The sequence below is a fragment of the Pseudomonas helvetica genome (assembly GCF_039908645.1).
Classification (GTDB): domain Bacteria; phylum Pseudomonadota; class Gammaproteobacteria; order Pseudomonadales; family Pseudomonadaceae; genus Aquipseudomonas; species Aquipseudomonas helvetica.
In genome coordinates, this window is record NZ_CP150917.1 from 3141719 (window position 1) to 3162682 (window position 20964).

Annotated in this window: 12 protein-coding genes; 4 read left to right on the top strand and 8 right to left on the bottom strand. The window is 58.6% G+C overall.

Translation table 11 applies throughout. From position 1 onward, the window contains the following. Positions 1-9: 9 nt before the first annotated feature. Positions 10-1263: a multidrug efflux RND transporter periplasmic adaptor subunit MexE gene (mexE, locus tag AABM55_RS14450; RefSeq protein WP_054597210.1), complete on the bottom strand. Its 1254-nt coding sequence runs from the start codon at positions 1261-1263 to the stop codon at positions 10-12. Positions 1264-1633: 370 nt separating this feature from the next. Here mexE and AABM55_RS14455 point away from each other — a divergent pair, with 370 nt between their 5' ends. Then, a complete protein-coding gene (locus AABM55_RS14455) occupies positions 1634-2920 on the top strand; it encodes an MFS transporter (RefSeq protein ID WP_347929952.1) in 1287 nt (428 codons plus the stop codon). A 54-nt stretch (positions 2921-2974) separates the two neighbouring features. On the opposite strand, the gene AABM55_RS14460 is transcribed toward AABM55_RS14455, so the two are convergent. From AABM55_RS14460 to AABM55_RS14485, 6 genes are all read right to left on the bottom strand, one after another. Further along, on the bottom strand, positions 2975-5995 hold the full coding sequence (locus AABM55_RS14460; protein WP_054597212.1) for an EAL domain-containing protein: 3021 nt from the start codon (positions 5993-5995) through the stop codon (positions 2975-2977). Further along, positions 5983-7002: a substrate-binding domain-containing protein gene (locus AABM55_RS14465; protein ID WP_347930032.1), complete on the bottom strand. Its 1020-nt coding sequence runs from the start codon at positions 7000-7002 to the stop codon at positions 5983-5985. Before AABM55_RS14465 ends, AABM55_RS14460 begins: the two co-directional genes overlap by 13 nt. Before the next feature lie 390 nt (positions 7003-7392). Next, a complete protein-coding gene (locus AABM55_RS14470; RefSeq protein ID WP_054597213.1) occupies positions 7393-7716 on the bottom strand; it encodes an isochorismate lyase in 324 nt (107 codons plus the stop codon). Between the two features lie 36 nt (positions 7717-7752). Further along, positions 7753-8979: a histidine decarboxylase gene (locus tag AABM55_RS14475; RefSeq protein ID WP_103314537.1), complete on the bottom strand. Its 1227-nt coding sequence runs from the start codon at positions 8977-8979 to the stop codon at positions 7753-7755. Between the two features lie 27 nt (positions 8980-9006). Further along, on the bottom strand, positions 9007-10842 hold the full coding sequence (locus AABM55_RS14480; protein WP_347929953.1) for a (2,3-dihydroxybenzoyl)adenylate synthase: 1836 nt from the start codon (positions 10840-10842) through the stop codon (positions 9007-9009). Between the two features lie 25 nt (positions 10843-10867). After that, complete coding sequence (locus AABM55_RS14485) at positions 10868-12043, bottom strand: isochorismate synthase MenF (protein ID WP_347929954.1); 1176 nt, start codon at positions 12041-12043, stop codon at positions 10868-10870. A gap of 130 nt (positions 12044-12173) precedes the next feature. Here AABM55_RS14485 and AABM55_RS14490 point away from each other — a divergent pair, with 130 nt between their 5' ends. After that, on the top strand, positions 12174-16508 hold the full coding sequence (locus AABM55_RS14490; RefSeq protein WP_347929955.1) for an amino acid adenylation domain-containing protein: 4335 nt from the start codon (positions 12174-12176) through the stop codon (positions 16506-16508). A gap of 83 nt (positions 16509-16591) precedes the next feature. Further along, positions 16592-17920: a putative histamine N-monooxygenase gene (gene basC / locus AABM55_RS14495; RefSeq protein ID WP_347929956.1), complete on the top strand. Its 1329-nt coding sequence runs from the start codon at positions 16592-16594 to the stop codon at positions 17918-17920. Positions 17921-17978: 58 nt separating this feature from the next. On the opposite strand, the gene AABM55_RS14500 is transcribed toward basC, so the two are convergent. Further along, on the bottom strand, positions 17979-20147 hold the full coding sequence (locus AABM55_RS14500) for a condensation domain-containing protein (protein WP_347929957.1): 2169 nt from the start codon (positions 20145-20147) through the stop codon (positions 17979-17981). A gap of 228 nt (positions 20148-20375) precedes the next feature. On the opposite strand from AABM55_RS14500, the gene AABM55_RS14505 reads away from it, so the two are divergent. Next, a complete protein-coding gene (locus tag AABM55_RS14505; protein WP_054597220.1) occupies positions 20376-20894 on the top strand; it encodes a sigma-70 family RNA polymerase sigma factor in 519 nt (172 codons plus the stop codon). Positions 20895-20964: the final 70 nt, after the last annotated feature.

Consider the following 20964-nt stretch of genomic DNA (forward strand, 5'->3'; position numbering starts at 1 on the left):
TGTCGTCCCTTAACCGCGTGGAGTCGCAGCGGCGAGTTTCACAGCCGTACCCGGCGCAACCTTGGCAGGTGCGACTTGGGGTAGGTTGCTGGCTTCAAGCGCTTGGCGTTGTTGAGCGAGGGCCGCGAGGGTTTCCTGGCTGGCCATCGGGATCACTTCAGGCGTCACCGGGGAACCCGGACGCACCCGTTGCAGACCCTTGACGATGATCGTGTCGTCCTTGTTCAGGCCGCTGCGTACAATGCGCAAACCTTCGATCTTCGGACCCAGTTCGACGGCGCGATAAGCCGACTTGTTGTCGGCGTCCATCACCAGTACAAACTTTTTACCCAGGTCGGTACCGACGGCTTCGTCGTTGATCAGTACAGCGGAATAGGTCCCGCTGCCCACCAGTTTCAGGCGAGCGTAGAGGCCGGGGGTGTATTCGCCCTTGCTGTTGTCAAACACGGCGCGACCGCGGATGGTGCCGGTTTTCGGGTTGACCTGGTTGTCGACGAAGTTCATCTGGCCCAGGTGTGGGTTGCCTTCTTCATTGGACAGACCAAGGTAAACCGGAGTGGTTTGACCGCGTTGGCCCTGGCGGGCGAGCTGGGTGTACTTGAGGTACACACGCTCATCGGCGTCGAAGTAGGCGTAAATCTTGTCGGTGGAGACCACGCTGGTCAGCGCGGTGACATCGGCGGTGACCAGGTTGCCGGCGGTGATTTCCGCACGGCTGACGCGGCCACTGATCGGTGCAGTGACGCGGGTAAAGCTGAGGTTCAGTTTGGCCAGGTCCAGTTGCGCCTGGAGGGCGCCGACAGCGGCTCGGGCCTCTTGGGCGGCGCTGCTGCGCGAGTCGGCCAGCTCGGCAGAAATCGCATTGCTGGTGCGCAGGCGCTCACCGCGTTGGGCTTCGTTTTCGCTGCGGGTAGCATTGGCGCGACCTTGGGCAACCAGGGCTTCAAGACGGCGGACCTCAGCCTGGAAGGGGCGAGGGTCGATCTGGAACAGCAAATCGCCCTTTTTCACAAGGGCGCCTTCGGTGAATGCGACTTCGTCGATCTGGCCTGACACCCGAGGACGAATCTCGACGGTTTCCGGTGCCTCGAGGCGGCCGGTGAAATCGTCCCACTCGTTGACCGGTTGTTCCAGCACCTTGGCCACGCTGACTTTGGCCGCAGGCATGGCGGCAGCGGTGCCCGGGGTCTTGCCGCAGGCGCTCATCACCAGCATGGCCAAAACGGCCAAGGGGAAGCGCAAATGTTTGAATGACTGTTCCATGGATACATCCGCCACTGTATTGAGATGGGCGGATGATGCTCGGCGGGGCTGTATCAAACGAATCGAATGAGGCAAAGGTAACTATCATTCGGAATGATATAAGCGCCGAGTTAGCCCCCTAGCATGGGGCTTTCGTTAGGCGGCTATCAATGTGCCTGATGACAATTCAGTGTTGCGGGGAGTGCAAAGGTCAGGTTGAAAACCGAGTCGCGGTCATCGTGAGCAAGCTCGCTTCTTGCTGTGCCCGAACTGCCTGGGCCGTTACCAGCTTTTGGCCTTTTCGGTGATCGACCTTGCGCTTGGTCAATCTGGCCAATAGTGGGCTTACAGGTCCGTTGTATGACGGGTCTTCATGTGCGGAATTGATGATATGAAGTTGTTTAGACCGTTGCTTCAGCGGCCTGTGGCGTTGCTGTGGGGAGGGCTGGCGCTATCCTCGATCGGCGACGAATTGTTCGCGATCGCTGTCGCCTGGATGGCGGTGCAGATCGCCGGCACCGATGCGAGTTGGCTTAGTGCGTTGCGCGGCGGGGCGGCGCTGGCGGGCGCGTTGCTGGGAGGGATCTGGGCCGAGCGCTGGGACCATCGACGCACGATGATCGGCGCTGACCTTGCGCGGGCCGGGCTCGCGCTGATTCCGATGCTGGCTTGGGCGTTGGGCATCCTGAGCCTGTGGATGCTGGCGGTGCCGGTCATGCTCATGATGATCGTCAACTCTTTGTTCGAACCGGCCTTGCGCGCCAGCCTGCCACGTATTGTCGCGGCGCCGGACCAGTTGCAGGCCGTCAACGCGCTGTTCGACGCAATTATCCGGGTGGCCCGGGTGATCGGGCCGATGCTGGCCGCGGCCATTACCTTGCTGATTCCGCTTGAACATCTGTTTACCCTCAATAGCCTGACGTTCCTGATCTCGGCCTGGGCGGTGATGAAGCTGAGCACGGCATTGCCTCGCCAACCGGTCAAGGTGACGAGCCGGCGTGCCGCCTTCACCGCCGGTTGGCGCAGCCTGATCGGTCGTCGGCAGATGCAGGTGGTGTATGTGTGTGCGGGGTTGGGCAACGTCGCCTGGAGCCTGGGCATTTCCATCGGCATGGCGCTGGCCGTGGTCAAGTACGACATCCAGGGTTTCGGTGTACGGGGCTTTGCCGCCTACGGCCTGATCATGGGCGCCTATGGTTGCGGCAACCTGATCTCTATTTTTGTCGTCGGCAACCTGCATATCCGACGCTTGTACGGTGGTTTTACCTTCGGCTCGGTGGTCAACGGCCTGGGCATTGCGACCATCGGTGCGGCGGTGATGTACCTGCCAGCGGAGTACGTCCTGGTCGGGATGATGTTCGGCGCAGGCCTGGCCGCGCTCGGCGGGCCGCTGATCGACATCTCGTTCATTCTGCTGATTCAAACCACGTTCAGGCAAAGCGAGATTGCCGGGCTGGCAAGGTTACGCTATGCCGCGCTGGGGGCCTCCATTCTCATTGCCGGGGCCTGCGGTGCGGCACTTTATGCCCGGTTCGAAACCGGCATGGTCATCGTCGGCAGCGGGATGTTTGAAGTCATCGTCGGTGCGATTGTGTTGCTCGTCCCCAAGGACAATGAAGCGGTCTACGCGAACACGGGGGAAGAGCCTCTGTTGGATGGCAATGAGGTCACCCGATGAGCGCTTTTCATGAGCATGTGAAAGACCACGCCGAACGTACGCCACACTGAGTCATTAATGCCCGGGCATTGGGCTGCTTGGGCGTTTTACATCGCGTTTTCGCCTTGCCGAGTCAGGGCTCGCAATGCGGCTCGATTGAGGCAATCGGGGCGTACGCAGTAACAGGCTGATTTCCTCTGCACTGACCGCTCTGCTGAAAAAGTGGCCCTGAATTTCATCGCAGCCGTTTTCATGCAAGAAGGTTTGCTGCTCCTGGGTTTCGACACCTTCGGCAATGACCCTGAGGTTCAGTGTGTGCCCCAACGAAATCACCGCAGTGGCGATGGCTTTGTCGTTCTCGTTGTCGGGCAGATCGCGCACGAAAGACTGATCGATCTTGAGTCTCGCAATCGGGAAGCTTTTCAAGGCTGCAAGGCTGGAGTAGCCGGTGCCGAAGTCGTCGATCGAGAGGCTGATCCCCATTGATTGCAGTTCTTTCATTTTGTTGATGGCTTGCTGAAGGTCTTGCATGATCAGGCTTTCGGTCAGCTCCAGCTCAAGGTACATCGGGTCCAGTCCGGTTTCTTTCAAGGCATGCCTCACTCGGTCGATCAGGTCCCTTTCGATGAACTGGCGTGCTGAAATATTCACCGACATGGTGATCGGCGGCCAGCCCGCATCCTGCCAGTCCTTGTTCTGTCTGCACGCGGTATGAATCACCCAGTCGCCGATGGGCACGATCAACCCGGTTTCTTCGGCCTGCGGAATGAATTTGATTGGAGACACCATGCCGAGCTCGGGGTGCTGCCAGCGGATCAGTGCTTCTACGCCGATAATCTGACCTGACTGCAAATCCACCTGTGGCTGGTACAGCAGCAGGAACTCGTCATGGTTGAGTGCATTTCGAAGCCCGTCTTGCATGGCGAGCTTGCCCTGAACCTTGTTATTCATCTCGCTCGTATAGAACTGGTAACTGTTGCGACCCAGCTCCTTGGCCCGGTACATCGCGGCGTCTGCGTTGCTGAGCAACGTGTCGGTATCGCTGCCGTCGGCAGGGTAAGTGGCCAACCCCATGCTGCAGGTGACGTGGAGTGTATGTCCGCTTAGCTGAATCGGCCGCAGGATGGCTTCCTGGATTTTGTGCAGGGCAGGGGTAACGCCGTCGAGGTCTGAGGGCTGGTCGAACAGGATGATCACAAACTCGTCGCCACCCAGTCGCACGACGGTGTCGGTGCGGCGTACACATTCCAGCATGCGCTGGGCGACGGTTTTCAGCAGTTCGTCTCCAGCACTGTGCCCAAGGCTGTCATTCACCAGTTTGAATTTGTCCAGATCGAGAAACGCCACCGTCACCTGGCGGTTGTAGCGCTGAGCATAAAGTATTGCCTGCTTGAGGCGGTCTTCGAGCAGTGTGCGATTCGGCAGCCCGGTCAGTGCGTCATGGTCGCCCATAAAGCGAATGCGCTGCTCGGTAAGTTGGCGTTCTATTGCAATGCCGGCAAGCGGTGTCGCCATGTCGATCAGTCGCGTCTCGGTCGAGCCAGGGCTGCGTACAGTGTTGGAATACAAGGCAAACGTACCCAATACCTTTCGCTCATGGGACAGGATCGGCGTCGACCAGCAGGCGCGAAACCCATAGGGCGCAGCAATTGAACGGTAATCCTCCCATAGCGGATCCAGCTCGATATTCGTGACGATGACCGGTTCTCGTCGATACACAGCGGTGCCGCATGAACCGACGTTCGGACCGATTGCAATCCCGTCAATGAGCTGGTTATAGGCTTTCGGCAAACTGGGCGCAGCCCCGTGCAGCAGGTGCTTGCCGTCCTCATCCAGCACCAGGATGGACACCATCATCCCCTCCAGTTGGGACTCGACCAGGTGAGCCAGGCTGTCGAGGACTTCTGCAAGCTCGGTACTCCTGGCGATCAGCTCCAGGACATGACCTTGTCCGGTACGGATGATGGCTTCTTGCTCCAATCGACTGTTTTGCACGGCGAGTCGCTCTGTGGCGATACTCAATTGAACCGATTTTTTTTCCAGCTGAAGTCGGTCTTTGAGGAATTGATTCACTGCACGAGCCATGTTGGCGATCTCGTCCTTCCCATGCTCCGCCATCATCAAATGTGTTTTGTCAGTGTGTTCCTGACGCAATTGCCGGCTTATTGCATTCAGGCGCACGAGCACATGACGGCCCATGAAGACCCGGGTCACAAACCAGGCGAACACCAGGCTGGCGCCCAACATGATCAACACCCATTGCTGGCTACGGTTTGAGGCCTCCACCAGGCGCTGTACGGCTTCGCGATAGTCTTCGGTGTAAGCACTGGATTGCGCACGGGCCAACGCGACCAGAACCCCGGCCTCATTCTTCAGCTCCTCATTGAACCGCTGTATGACGTTGTGCTGATTGATGAGCTTCAGGCGTAGGGAGAAGAGCTTGGGTATCTCGACATCAGCGTCGGGTAACTTGCCTGTGGTGCGTGACAGGTGCTCATACCGGATCTGCAGGCGTTGCACGGCATCACTGTCAACAGCCTGCGGCAGATCGAAAAGTAACACCGCCAGCTCCAGGCTGGCCCGGGTCTGGGCCGCGGTTAACCGGGCGGTGTGATCCTCCAGGGTTTGCTCGAAGGTGACCTCGGTTTGCAGCAGGCTTTCGCGCAATTGCGCAACGATGTTGGCGGTATTGCGGAACATCTGACTCGACTGATACATGTCGAGTATCGCCACGCCACTGTTCGCGGCAGTCAGCTGCTGCACCAGCTGATCAAGGGCTTCAAGCTGTTCGACAGTCGCTGCATAGCTTGAACGCAGGGTGTCGGGGGAGCGGGTTGTCAGAAGCTGATCGGTCTGGCGTTCGATCAGCAAGGTACGATGCAGCATGTCTTGCCCATTTTGCATGCGGACCAGTCGTTCATCCGTCAGCTGGCGGGTGGCGCTGTTTGATGTGCGCAACGCGTAGACCGCAGTTGCACCACCCGCCAGGATCAGCAGCGCCAGTGTCAGAAACGCCAGTGTGAACTGTGCGCGTAGCGATTGCGGCAACAGCTGGCGTCCGAGCCGGGAAATGACGTCCAATGTCAGGGGTTCCATTGGTGGCGATAGATGTCTCGATAACCATTGTCAGGGTCGTACTGGAATTTCTTCCCGCCGTCGAAGGCGATATTGTCGGCATTGACCAGGTGAATCGGTGCTACGAAGCCGCTCACCGGCTGACCTGCAAACAGCCGGTTCAACTCATCCATCACTTGCCAGCCATGCAGGTTGAGCGGCTCGGCCACGGTGACGGTCTGGTAGGTTTTTGCCTGTATGCGCAAGAAAGCCGAAGCGCTGCCATCACCGGCGGACAACAGACTGATGCTGTCACTGGGTATTGCAGCGTTGGTCAATGAGGCAATCGAGTAGTCGAAATAGATATCGTTGATGGCCAGCGTGTGGGTCCAGCGCTTGCCATAGCGCTGAAGCAGCTCGTTGGTGATCGCCGGCATCTTCTCGCCACTTTCGGAGATCGCGACATCGCGCACTTCCAGCAATGTACATTCCCGGCAGGCCCGAATGACGTTTTCCATGGCGTTGGCTTTCGCCATGGCGATGCTGTATTTGGAGTCGGTCAGGATGACCACGCCGGCGTGTCCGTTTGACTGTGCCACTGCCGCCATGGCCGTGAGGCGAGCCACTTCGAGCGGATCGGTCGTGACGTTCATGGCCACCGGCGTGCCGTCAATCGGCCCGGGGCGTGCCCCTGCGTGCCAGCCGACCACCGGCACATCCCTGTTGGCGAAGAGGATCAGCGCCGCATTGTTCTCAAGGGCATCGGAACCGCACAGAATGAGGCCGTCGGGTTTCGCTGCCAGGGCATCGGAAAAGGCCTTTGCGCGCCCGACCGATGACCCAGCGCCATCGAATATTTTCAGCGTCCAGCCCATCGCCCTGGCTGCCTCGCGAGCGCCCTGCGCGACACCGACAATTCCACCGTTACGCAAATCTTCTGCGACAAGGGCGATGCTCTTGCCCCGCAGGGCTTGCGGGCCGGATTCAGGGCCGCTCCAGCGAACGGCTTCGAGGGTGGCCCTGGAAACGATTTCCTGCGCTTGAATCACCGTAACCGTGGCGTTTTCGACACCCGCTGCAGTTGGCAGGTTCTGGCCGTATCCGGGAGTTGCCGTGAAAAGACAGAAAACCGCAATTGAAGTCATCCAGGGTAACCAAGGCCTGATCAGGCAGGTTCGATCACCGCATGTGATGCCGGGTCTGGAGCCGATGGCGCGATCATAGTCTGGCATGGCGTCCCTTTTTGCCGAGAGTGCAGCGTTCACTATCCGCAAGGATAGTCGGTTCTGCTGTCATCAGGTCTTTTGTGGGTAAAGCCTGTGAACTTTAGTCCTGAACATTCAGGAAAAGGGGCAGGGCGCCTCTCTCTGGCGCCCTTTCAGAACCATAAACTCGGAAACGTCTACACAGTAGACCTGGTCATACGCTCATCTATGGGCTTATGCGGTATTTCGGTCGGAATAGGTTTCTTGCCAGTGCAGAATCTGCTGTTGGATATTCCAATGAATAATGTGCTTGTAGAGTTTCTCGACGAAGGCCACTTCGAACCCGGCGGCGACTGCCCACTCGCGACGGTCTTCGAGCATCGCCGCGACCCGCTCTGGAGCGGGGATAGCCCGCTCATTGGCTTTGAATTGCGCAGCGGCTTTTACATAACCCAGGCGTAGTTTCAAGGACTCAAGGATCTGGCGATCATAAAAATCGATGCCTGCCCGAATATCATTGAGGTTTTCGCAGGCTTCAGGTGTTTTAAGTGGCGACATGGTGCTTGTCTCAAGGTGTGTTGAAAATAGCCAGTTTCAGATGACGTCGAATCGGGGGCACGTTTCCCTGATGGAGTTTGAAGGCCGTCGCTCATTCCCCCCTTGTTTGACATGCGCGCCCCCGAATTGCCAGGCATCCGTCTCAAGCTCGGTAATGACCTCATCGATCAATGCGTCGATCATTACGTTGTCATGATGATGGGGTGTCGTTATCAAGTGCGCTGTATCGCCAGATACCGCCAGGCAATATTTCTTCGCAATCCTCTGCGATGGACAAGGGAACACTACGGTGATGGAGTTCTCGTTGCGCCAGGCATCAATCCCCGCAGCCTGGAATCGATCCACTGCATACTGGGCTTTTTCCAGGCTGTGGTGGACACGCTGGCGCCAGTCAGCGAACGAGTGGCTGCGTAGCGCCGCCCACATCATCAAGGGTGTATGGCCATTGCGCGAGCCGCTGATGGTCTTGTCATGGGCCAGGATGTAGTCCACTTCCACCGAGATGCGCGCAACGTCCTTGCGTTTGGCCACGACGATTCCGCAAGGAATGGGTGAACCGATCATCTTGTGGCCGGAGACGCAAATCGAGTCGATGCCATCGGCGAACGAGAAGGGTTGTGGGTGATCGACGAAAGGCAGGATCATCCCGCTCAGCGCTGCGTCTGCGTGCAGGTAGTAGTCATGACGGGCAATGCCCGCCTGCTGCAGACGCTGTTGAATGGTGGCGATATTGTCGACGGCTCCGCGCAGGGTGGTGCCGATGTTGGCGAAGATGATGGGGTGGCGTTCCTGGTCGGCGGTTATTTTTGCCATCAGGTCGTCGTAGTCGATTTCGCCATTGGCCAATGACTCGACTGCACGACATTTGATCCGTAGCAACTTGACGATCTTCGCAACGGAGTAATGGGTGTCTTTCGAGTAGTACAGGGTGCCATTCGGGAACAGTTCGCGACCCAGGTAGCAGCCAAACATGTTGCCTTCGGTCCCCCCGTTCGTGACGTAGCCCCAGCTGTCTTCGAGCGCGATGTTGAACAGCTCGGAGAAGTACGTCATGACGTCCTTCTCAAAGTCGAATGAGTTCAACAGGTAGTTGCTGTATTCGTTCCAATCCCCGCAGTTGTTGATCGAGAAGCGCAGGAAACGATGCAGCTGGGAGTAATCGAAGTCCGCTGATTCGGGGTACCCGATATTGAAGTACTGATTCGTTACGCAGTGCTGCCAGAAGCGCTCAAGCCTGCTTTGGTCGGCGGTGGATAAAGTCATACCTAACTCCTTTTAGAGGCCGCCCGGTCAGGCGGCTTTTTGCTTGGTGTCTACCAGCGACCACCAACTGGCGAGCGTGGGCGAGGCCGCCAGCTCTTCGAAGCTCACAGCGATGCCGCGCTCTTTGAGCTCCGCAGCGAGCTTCATCACCCGCAAGGAATCGAGGCCGTAGAAAATCAGGTTTTCCTCCGGGTCCAGGTCTTCACAGTCCTCGACAAGTTGCAGTACGCGGGTGTGTAGCCAGGCGCGGGTGGTTTCCGCCGCCAGGAGTTGGCGTAGTTGTTTTTTGTCGATCTTGCCGACGGCCGTCAGGGGCATGGTCTCGATGAGCCGGATGCGATCGGGGAGTTTGTATTCGGCGATGCCGAGTTCCATCAAGTGGCGTCTCAAGGCCGGTGGTTTAAGAAGGGGGTTACGGGTGACGACGAAGGCGCAGCTCTTTTCCCCCAGTCGGTCGTCGGGCATGGCCACCAGACCGGCGTGGGTCACGTCCGGGTGGAGGACAATGAGGTTTTCGATTTCCTCCGAGGCGACTTTTTCGCCACCGCGGTTGATCTGATCCTTGACCCTGCCGACGACCCGCAAATCACCTGTCGGTGTGAGCTCAACGAGGTCGCCGGAATAGTAGTAACCCTCATGGTCAAACGCCTGGGCATTCTGCTCGGGGCTTCGGTAATAGCCGCAGAACGTGTAAGGACCGCGAGTGGCGAGCATGCCAGGCTCGCCGTGCGGGACGGGAATGCCTTGTTCGTCGACTATTTTGATTTCGTCATCCGGGCAGATCGGACGGCCTTGAGTGGTGAAGATCTGTTCATCAGAGTCGTCCAGGCGAGTGTAGTTGATCAGGCCCTCGGCCATGCCGAACACCTGCTGCAACTTGCAGCCGAGCACTTCGGGAACCTGGCGTGCCAGCGAGTCGGCGAAACAGGCGCCGCCGACCTGGAGGAATTCCAGCGATTGCAGTTGCTCTTTGTGCTCCGGCGCGGCTTGCAACCACAAGGCGACTGCACTTGGAACCAGGGCCACGGTATTCACTTCATGGCGCTGAATGATCGAAAAGCACGTCGACGGCTCCGGGCTCGGAGCCATGACGACAGTGCCGCCGGCATACAGGACGCCCAAGGCGCCGGGCGAGCTGAGCAAGAAGTTGTGCGCCGCAGGCAGGGCGCAGAGAAAGCGTGTTTGTGCAGTGAGCTCGCATACTTGCGCACTTGCCCGAGCGTTGTAGTGATAGTCGTTATGGGTGCGCGGGATGAGTTTGGGGGTGCCTGTGCTGCCGCCCGACAATTGGAATAGCGCCACTTCGCCCGGTTCGCTGGGGGAGAAGTCCACGGGGTGCTCACTTGGGGTTTTGATCCAGGCGGCGAGGTTGTTCTCGTGACCCGGGTCGCCCAGCAGCAGGGTGATTTCGGGGCTGGAACCCACTTCCTTGAGGTCTGTGATGTAGCTGTCGTCGCGAAAGACTTCATGCTCGCGAGAGGCGATCAGCAACCTTGGCGTGATTTGCTGGGCGTAGCTTTTGAGTTCGAGTTTTCGATGGCTGTAGAGCGCGTTGAGGGGCGCAATCCCGGCCTTGAGCAGCGCGAACAAGACAATGTAAAACTCTGCAATATTGGGCAATTGCACCAAGGCGGTGTCGCCTTTGCCAAGTCCGCTGGCCGCCAGGCGCGAAGCCAGGTTGGACGACAGCTGCTCCAGCTCGGCATAGCTGAAACGACGATCACCGCAAATGATCGCCGATGCGTGAGGTTGCGACTGGCTGCGTGCCTGGAGAATGTGTGTGAGTGGTTGGTCGATCCAGTAGCCTTTTTCCCGATAGCGCTGTGCTCTGTCGAGGGGCCAGTGATTGAATTCTATAGTCATGATTGTCACTACTGAAAAGTTCGTATTAGTGGGCCAAACCGCATGCGCGCAGCATGGTGCCGAGTTTGGTCTGGACTTCTGTCCATTCGGAGTCGGGGCTCGAGGCTTCGACGATGCCGGCGCCAGCAAACAGGCGAACCCTGTTGCGCTTGACGGTGCCGCAGCGAATGGTCACCACCCACTCGCCATTGCCTTGGGCGTCGCACCAGCCAACCATGCCGGTGAACAGGCCACGCTCGAAGGGTTCGACAAAGCGGATCAGGCGCCGGGCGCGCTCGGTGGGGAAGCCACAGACGGCCGGGGTTGGATGCAGGCGACAGGCAAGCTGCAAGGCCGAGACGGTCGGATCCGCCAAGGTGCCTTCGATACGGGTGGAGAGATGCCAGAGTGCGGGGGTGCTGATGAGGGAAGGGCGCTGGGGCACATTCAGCTGGGTGCACAGCTCCCCCAGTTGAGTGGCGATGTCCTCGGTCACGAGGCGATGCTCGTAGTGATCCTTTTCCGAGGCTGACAGCCAATCTGCGTTGCGCCGATCCGCTTGTGGATCGCTCATGCGTTTGGCCGAGCCTGCCAGCGGGTTGGAAACGAAGTTCAGACCGTCCTTGTGAACGAGCAGTTCGGGGCTGACGCCGATCAGCGTAGCGCCGTCCGGCATAGGTACACGGAAGTGATAGCCGCTTTGATTCTGGGCCCGCAGATTATTCTGCATGGCACCCACATCCACGTCCTGCGCAAACACCAACTCACGTTGCACCGAGAGCACGGCCTTGCGCACGTCACTGTGGCGGAAGTTGACGATCGCGTGCTCTACCGCACGTTTGAAACCTTGCTCGTCCGGTATGTTTTTTTGCTCGATCAGTTCAGGCAGTGCTGCGACGCCTGTCTGTACGGTGGCGCTTCGTGTTCGCCACTCGGCGTGTTCGGGAATATAGAGGCAGGAGGCTTCAGCAGGATCGAAGGGGATGGCGCCGACGATTATCGGGTTGCTCTGACCGGCCTTGCGCGCCCGGTCGAAGGCTTGCAGCACGGTTTTCTGGAACAGGCTATTGGCGTTTTCGCCGCCAATGGCAGGTGTTTCGATTCGCTGAAGCATCCCGGCGACTGTTAGTTCTCGATCGCCGGAGGTAAATGAAAAACTCTCTTTTTCATCAATAGCTTGCACCTCATCCGTGTCATTCGCTCTTAGGGTGCCCGATCTCATTGGGGGAAAGCCTCCGTGGCCTATGGGGAAAAATTAAGTCTTGAAATATAATCATTATCGTTTCTATTATGGGACGCTAATCATTTAGATTTGTCAATCACATGAGTGAGCCATGAGAGAGTTAACTTCAATGCAAGCCGCCTGTTGGATCGGGCGCGCTGCTCATGCGTCTTTAGGGAGAGTTTCGGCTCATCTTTATGCCGAGTTCGATGGTCGTTCCATTGACCTGGAACGGCTGCGCACGGCGCTTGAACGGGTATGCCGGCTGCATCCCATGCTGCGGGTCCGGCTGAATGCGGATGGCCTGCAATCCATTGCTTCGATGGACCAGTCACCGCAGCTGGAAGTCGAAGATCTACGCTCGATGATCGAGTCGGAAGTAGCGCGGCATCTGCTCTGCAAGCGCGAGGAATGGACTCATCAGCAGCTTGATCTTGGTCATTGCCCGGGCGTCCGTTTCTCGGTCAGCCTGCTGGCGGACGATGAGTTCCGCTTGCACGTCGATACGGACATGATCGCCATCGACCCATCGAGTTTTCGCACGTTAATCGAAGACCTCGCACGGTTTTATGACGACCCCGACGGACCGGTTCCACACACGCCTTCTTTCTTCGATTGGTATGACAAGGCGCGTACCGACACCTCGCTCAAAGTCGCCCGGGAACGAGACCGCATTTGGTGGCGTGAGCGCCTGGCTGAAATCGCTCCTGCGCCCACATTGCCGTTTCTCGAGGTTCAGCCTGATCAAGCCCGCAGCCATCGATTAAGCACATGGCTTGGCCCCGATGAGCGTCAGGCGCTGCAGCGTCTGGCCCGTGAGCGAAGAATGACCCTGTCGACCTTGATGATGGGGCTTTTCGCGGTGGTACTCGGGGCGCAGACAGGGGACCGGAAATTCCGCCTCAACGTGCCCTCGTTCTGGCGTCCGCCACTGGTGGATGACGTCGAGCGGGTAGTCGGTGATTTTGCCAATGTGCTGATTCTCGATGTGGATATCGAGTCGGCCCGCAGCCCCGCAGCCCTTTGCACGCAGATGGCGAAAAGAATGCTCGACTTGCTCGAACATAGCGCCTATCCCGGGGTGAATCTGATGCGCGATCTATCTCGTCATCATGGTTCGCCGCAACTGGCACCGGTGGTGTTTACCGCAGCGCTGGACATGCCGGGCGGCGATCTTCTCTCGGAGCGCGTCCGGCGGGTCTTCGGGCCGATGAACTGGGTGATCTCCCAAGGGCCTCAGGTTGCACTCGACGCGCAGATCGCGTGCGCCGACGGCGGCATATTGATCAATTGGGACATTCGCCTTGATGCTCTGCCAGAAGCCTGGGTGTCGAATCTGTTCGATCGCTTCGTGGCGATCGTGCGTGAGGCGTCAGTCTGCTCCGCGGTCCTGGATCTACCGTTCTCTCAGCGCGGGCTGCCGCTGAACGCTCTTCAGCAGGCCTATCTACTTGGGCGCAGCCCGCAGATGCCGCTGGGCGGCGTGGCCATGCAGGAGTTTCGCGAATACCGCGGCTCTTTGGATCCTGCTCTGCTGCGAAGCCGTTTGGCCGGGATGGTCCGGCGCCACGAAAGCCTGAGAACACGGATCGATGCGCAAAAACTCGTGCAGTTTGTCAGTGACGAGGTGCAGATAAACCTGCAGGAAATCGACCTCACGGCTCTGTCGCCAGACGATGCCCTTGGCTATGTTGAGGAGCGTCGTGAGGCTTATGCACATGCGCTGTTCGAACTGGATCGCTCGCCTTGGAATGTTACGGTTTTCCTGCTCCCGGAAGGTCATCTGAGCGTTTTTGTGCGCCTTGATGCATTGATTCTCGATGGGCGATCGATCGCAACCCTCATGGTTGAACTGTTCGACGGTGTGGTCGGCGAGGAACCGTTCACCGAGGTTACGCCCGAGCCAGAAGACCTCGCCCGCCAACGCAAGGCGGATGCCGTTTATTGGAAAGCCAAACTTGCCAGCGTGAGCGGCGCTCCACGTTTGCCGTGGATCACCCCGCTGGACCAGGTGGGCGCTTCTCGCTATGAGCGACAGAGCCTGTTGGTGCCCAAAGCGGCGTTCAGCGCGTTCTGCAAACTGGGCGCGCGGCAACGGCTGTTCAAGAACTCCGCCCTGATGGCGCTGGTACTGGAAGTGCTTTCCCACTGGGTCGATGAGGGGGGCGTGTGTGTTGCGGTGCCTGTTGCTCCGCAAACGAGTGGTGCCTTCGCCAATCGCTCAAGCTTTATCGCGGTCAATTGGAGCACCGATCCAGACGGTTTTGCGCAGCGGGCTACCCAGCTGCAAGTCGATGTGCTGGAGGGTTTGCAGCATCTGGCCTTTTCAGGGGTTGACCTTGCCCGGTTGCTGTTCGAATCCCACGGTCCAGGCCCCGTCCTGCCCGTGGTGATCACCAACGGTTTTTCCTGGCCGGTCTCGCCGGCGGACAGTCCCATGAGCCTGTGTGGCGGACTGACCCAGACACCTCAAGTGGGGATGGATATCCGCTTCTCGGCGAATGCTGAGGGTGCCTTGGTGTTCGACATCGACTATGCGCGCGAAGTGCTGGATCCGGCGGTGGTCAGCGATATCTTGAGTGCCTTCGAAAGGGCGATCGGTCAGATCACGGCAAACGGTGTTTTTGCCATTGATACCCCGGCGATTATCGACAGGTGCCACTACCGGCTGAATAGCCCGGTGACCGAGGCGTGCCACGCAGCGTTTCTCGGGCAGATCGCGAGCAATATCTTTGATCGTAGCAACGCCAGAATCGCCCTCATCAGCGGCGACCGACAAATCAGTTATGCCGAGCTTGGCGACGGCGTATGCCGGGTGATCGCTGCATTGAAAGCGCGCGGACTTTCTCGGCACGATGTGGTTGCCATATGCCTGCCCCGTAGCCCGGAGCACACGATGGTGACGTTGGCCTGTGCACTGACGGGCTTGATCTGGGTCCCCATCGATGCTTCAGCACCTGAGGAGCGACGGCTTTTCCTGCTGGAAAACTGTCGACCTGATCTGGTGGTGATCACCCAGGGCGAGTCTGTCGAGCGTCCTTGCGCGACACCCGATGAGCTGCTGGCAGCGCAAGCCGAGGTTCCACCGATGATGGAGGACCTGTCGTCAAGCGAAGCGCCGGCCTATTACCTCTATACCTCGGGCACCACCGGAAAGCCCAAATGCGTGGTGCTGAGCAATCTAGCCACCGCCAATGTCATTGGCAGCACCCTTGAGCGCTGGGCAGTGACCGAGCGCGATGTGTTCATGTCCGTAACCCCGCTTCACCATGACATGTCGGTTTTCGACGTGTTGGGCTGCCTGACAGCGGGGGCGACGCTGGTACTGCCTGGCCATGGCGAGGAAAAGGATGCGGTGCGCTGGAATCAGTTGATTGCCCGGCATCAGGTGACGTTGTGGTGTTCGGTGCCCGCCATCCTGGAGATGCTTCTTTCTTGCCGCGCCGCTCATGACTTGAAGAGCCTGCGCCTGATTGCACAGGGTGGTGACTACATCAAGCCCGCTGTGATCGCCGAGCTGCGCGCGCTGCTGCCGGATTCCCGGTTGATCTCCCTTGGGGGGCCGACGGAGACAACCATCTGGAGTATCTGGCACGAAATCACTGCCGATGACCAAGCGCTAATCCCATACGGCAGGCCCTTGCCCGGTAACCGTTATTTCACCCTTGATTCACAGGGTGAGCATTGCCCGGCGGGCGTTGTTGGCCGAATTCACACGGCCGGTGTCAATCTCGCATTGGGCTACCTGGAAAACGGTGAGCTGACACAGAGTGAGTTCGTGACCGTCAGGGATGAACATGGCCAGGCCGTTCGTGCGTTCCGCACCGGTGACTGTGGTCGCTACCGTCGCGATGGCACCTTGATCTTCGACAGTCGGGTCAACGGCTATGTGAAAGTTCGCGGTGTACGGGTGTCGCTCCCGGATATCGAGATCGAATTGATCAATCACCCATCGGTCAGGCACGTGCTGGTCGTGGATTATGGCGAGCAGCGTCGAGGTGAGGTCTGCATCGGTGCGCTGTATGTCGGCCAGCAGGGTGCCGCGGAGCTGACGGCAACCGAGTTGCGCAACTATGCCCGCCAACATCTGCCGCACTCCCATGTCCCCACACGGTTCTTGAGCGTGGATGAGTTGCCGCTGTCGCAAAACGGCAAGCCTGATCGCCAGCGTGCCCGCAGCCTGCTCACTGCGCCGGCGAATGAAGTGGCCGAGCCTGTCGCCAGAATCATCTCGACCAAGAGAAACAAGGTGCTGGACCTCTACTTGAGTGTATTGGGCCGCCCGTTGGAAGACGGGGTCGATGACGCGGTGGATTTCATCAGCCTGGGGTTGCGTCCCCAGCATTTGAAGGCCATTTCGGCGCGGTTCCAGGAAGACTTTTCGGTGGTGCTTTCACCCGGGCAATTGCTGCGCTGCCGCAATGCACACGACGTCGAACGGCTGCTCATGGCTGAAGGCTCGTGAGCGCCTCTGAATAATAGTGAAATGAATGGAGAGGGGCACCACAGAGCGTGCTCCCTTCTATCCAAAAAGCAGTCCCTTTGGAGATGGATCGGATGACGGATATACCCACTGTAGATATTGCCGGTGTTGGCATTGGGCCCTTTAATCTCGGGCTGGCTGCATTACTGTCCAGGCACACGGGCGTGACGGGTATTTTCCTTGATCGCAAAGCGGAATTTCGCTGGCATGAAGGACTTCTCTTGCCAGGCACGACGCTTCAGGTTCCCTTCCTGGCGGACCTGGTGACGATGGCTGACCCCACGCATCCACTGAGTTATCTGAACTACCTGCATCAGCACGATCGCCTGTATCAGTTCTATTACTACGAGAACTTTCAGGTGCCGCGGCGCGAGTACGACCATTACTGCCGATGGGCGTCGCAGCAGTTGCCCGCCTGCCACTTCGGCGAAGACATCTGTGATGTGAGCTATGACGCGAGCGTTGACCGATTCCTGATTGAGAGCCAGTCCGTGTCCGGCTTCAAACGCCGTTACTACAGCCGGGACCTGGCGATTGGCGTCGGCACCGTGCCGCTGTTGCCGAAATGGGCCCAGCTCAAGAGCACGGCGCCGGTCATGCATTCGGCAGAGTTCGGCAAAAGGCAGGAGCAGTTGGCGCAGTGCCGACGGGTCACGGTGATTGGCTCCGGGCAGAGTGCGGCGGAGTGCGTGCTGGCATTGTTCAGCGAGTTGACCCCCGAACGGATTGCGGCCGGAGCTTCGATTCGCTGGATCACGCGTTCGCCAGGCTTCCATCCCATGGAGTATTCAAAACTTGGGCAGGAGTGCTTTACGCCATCCTACATGGAGTACTTCCACAGTATTCCACGGGAACGTCGCCGAGATATCGTTGCGGGGCAGGGGTTGCTGTACAAGGGCATCAGTTTTTCGACCATTGCCCAGATCTACGACCTGATCTACGAACGCTCGATTGGTGGAGCTGATACAGGTCTGACGTTGCTTTCCAACTGCGAGGTCGAGACCGTGGAGGATGTCGACGGCACGCTGCGAATTGTCTACCGGCACCGCGAACTGGACCAGATCAGCACCCTTGAGGCCGATGCGATTGTTGCGGCGACGGGATACGGGCATGCCTGGCCGCAGTGGTTTGAAAGGCTCAAAGGCGTTGTGCTTGAAACCGATGAATTCGGCGACTGTATCGTCCAGGAAGACTTTACGGCACGCCGCTGCGACGAAGGCACGGGCCGTGTTTTTGTGCAGAACGCGGAGATCTTCCAGCACGGTGTGGGTTCGCCGGATCTCGGGGTAGCGGCCATTCGCAATGCGACAATTGCCAACCGGTTACTCGGTCGCACGCACTACCGCTTGCCCAAGCGCTCATCGTTCCAGCGCTACGGGATGCATGAAGCGTAGAGCTTGATGTGCAGGGTCTTGTTAACACTTTTGGCGTTACCGAGACCCTGATTGAGGGTTATGCGCGGATATGATTCAGGGCGATGCCGGCTGCATCTGGCGTTGTGAAGCGTGCGAACACGTGATCGATCATTGCGCTGAGGCGTGCCATCTGTTCGGCGCTGTAACGCTCCGAACGGTAGGTGATCACCAGGCGCAGTGAGCGTTTGCCGTCGATCAGGTTTTCCAGGATCTCGAACTGAATACCGAACATCGACTGGTTCTTGTCCGGGTCAATCTGTCGGTAGCGGATCGTTCCTGCGTCTGGCGTGTTCAGGGTGCCGTTCAATGCGTTGTTGGCATGAATCTGGATATAGACGTCGAACAGCAGGCCGTCCGCAGCGGACATGCCCAAGGCTTGTTGAATCGTCTCCATCGGCACATCGGCATAAGCCATGGAGTCATTGATCAGGTGGGTGATGTTTTCGATCAGAGTGCCCACTGTCTGCTGAGGATCGAACTGCACCCGGTGCGCGACCATGGTGGTGAAGTAACCGACCGTTTCGTAAAACCCGGGGTCGGTACGCCCGGAAGCCGATGTGCCGATCACCAGGTCCTGCAAGTCACCGAGTTTGTGCAGGGACAGCGCGATGGCCGTATAGACCACGCCGAACAGCGACGAGTTGTTCTGTCTGGCGAAGGCATACAGGTTATCGGTGAGGTCCTGGTCGGGTTTGATTTCGAACCATTGAGCCTTCGTCGAAGCGGCTTCGGCAGGCGCGCTCGCCTGATGATCAGGGGAGGGCAGTGTCAAACCGCGGGTTGCATCACGCAACAGGCTCGTCCAATAGTCGAGATGCTGCTGATTGACGCCGGTACTTTGTTCTTGCACGGCGAACTCGTGGAATGAGCGGGCAGGCGCTTCCCAGGTCGGCGCTTTGTCGGCGGCACGGGCGAGGTAGGCTTGGGCCAGTTCTTCCATCATGACGTTGAGCGACCATTCATCAATGGCCATGTGATGGATCAGCAAAGACAGGGTTTGGCGCTTGCGCTGCGAGTCGTAAATGAAGCGAACCCTGAGGGGCAGTTCGCGGGCCAGGTCGAACTGATAAGCGGCTTCGCTTTCCAGTGTTGCCCCTCGGCTCTCATGGCTGGGCCAGAACCATTTGTAGTGGGACAGTTGCGCGACCGGCACGATTTGCTGATACGCCTCAGCGTCCTGGAAGTGGAAGGTCGTACGCAGGCTGGCATGGCGGATGAGCAGGTCGCGGAAGGCTTGCTCGAACAGCGCTTCATCCACGTTGTCGAGGAAATCCAAGGCAAAGGGCAGGTTAAAAATCGTCCCGAACCCATAGGCGACATAGGCCCGCCCGAGGGAGGCCTGGGCCAGCGCGAAAGGCGCGCGCTGCACGTCCTGTGGCAGGCCAGGCGCAGACGCTGCCGGGTTGTCATGCGCGATGACGTGGGCCCGTGATGCCAGGGCCTCGGCGGTAGGGGCGCTGAAAAAATCATTGAACTGGACTTCGATGCCGTGGCTGCTCAATAGCTTGCCAATGATGCGGGTGGCCAGCAGGGAGTGGCCGCCGAAATCAAAGAAGTCATCCGTAAGTTGCATGTCGGGCTCAGCCAGGGCACCACGGAATTCGCCAAGGATAATCGTCGCCACTTCACTGCTGTTGGTCACTGGCCGGGCGTTGGGTGTACTGGCTGCTGGCGCTGCATCCTTGCCATCGGCCTGACGGCGTAACCACGGGGTGTCGCTGGTCGAGTGACCGACATAGGCGTTCAGGACCCCGCGATACAGGTCGATCTCCTGGCAGGTCTGGTCGAGGATCTGATGGATCACGAACGCCAGGATAACGTTCTGCCTGGTTTGAATCATCAGCGCCTTGAATGGCGGCTGGCTTTGCGCATCCCACGATGCCGCTTGCCGCGAAAGCAATTGCTCGGTGGCTTCGGCGTCGGAGTGTGAGCGAATGAGTTCGACACAGGATTTCCAGTCACTGGCGTGGACCTTGTCCACTTCGCCGTCGTCGTTGAATTGATAGCGTGCATTCAAATCAGGCAGTGTTTCGATGACGGCCTTGATCGCCAACTCGAGCCTTGAAAGATCGACATCAGCGTCGAGCCGCCAGGCGCAGAGGTGTTTGAGGATGCGTTCGGGGTATTGCTGCTGCAAGAGCCAGATATGTTCCTCGTGACCGTTGACAGATAGCTTCGGTAACGAATCTGGACTGAGTTCCATCATGGAAATTTCCCGCCTTATCAAACTGAACAGTAAGAAGTAGAGGTGGCACCGAGTGCCGACAGACCGATCCTCGGTCTGGTGTAACGCCCAGGCTCCGGGCGTCAAAGGAGTTGCAATGAGGTCGCATTGCAGGGGCTCTATGAACACCGTATGATGTTAAATAATAATCATACCTATTCGCATTAGTCAAAATCTGATCGCGAAGACCATCGTCTCAGGAGAGGTGTTGTGGACAACGGAGCGTTCGCGTCCCAGGAGCAATTTGAAAAGCTGTATGTCGACCATTACCGCTGGTTGTGCAATTTGTTGCGTCGCAAGCTGGGCAATTCGGTGGATGCCGCGGATCTGGCCCATGACGTCTATCTCAATCTCATCAGGAAGGGCCGGGTTCCCTCAACCGAGAACTCACGCCGTCATCTGACTCAAATCGCCAAAGGCATGGTGATAGATCTGTATCGCCGCCGGCATCTTGAGGCCAGCCATCTGGAAGGGCTGATGCAGCAAGCCGAGCCTCAGGTGCCATCAGAAGAGGTTCGTGCGCTGGCATCCGAGGCCCTGTCACAGATCGATGTTGCCTTGCATAACAAGCCACTCAAGGCCCGCGAAGCGTTGCTGATGTGCAAGTTGCATGGCATGGGCCACCGGGATATCGCGGCCGAGTTGAAGGTGTCGGTGTCCTCCGTCGAGAAATACATCGCTGCGGGCCTTCGGGCCTGTCACCCATTTGCATCGGGGGCTGGCCTGTGACCGGTCGTTCGGTTCACGACGGCGAACGGATTAATCCGCATTTCGATTGAGGATTTTGCGTCGCCGTTCG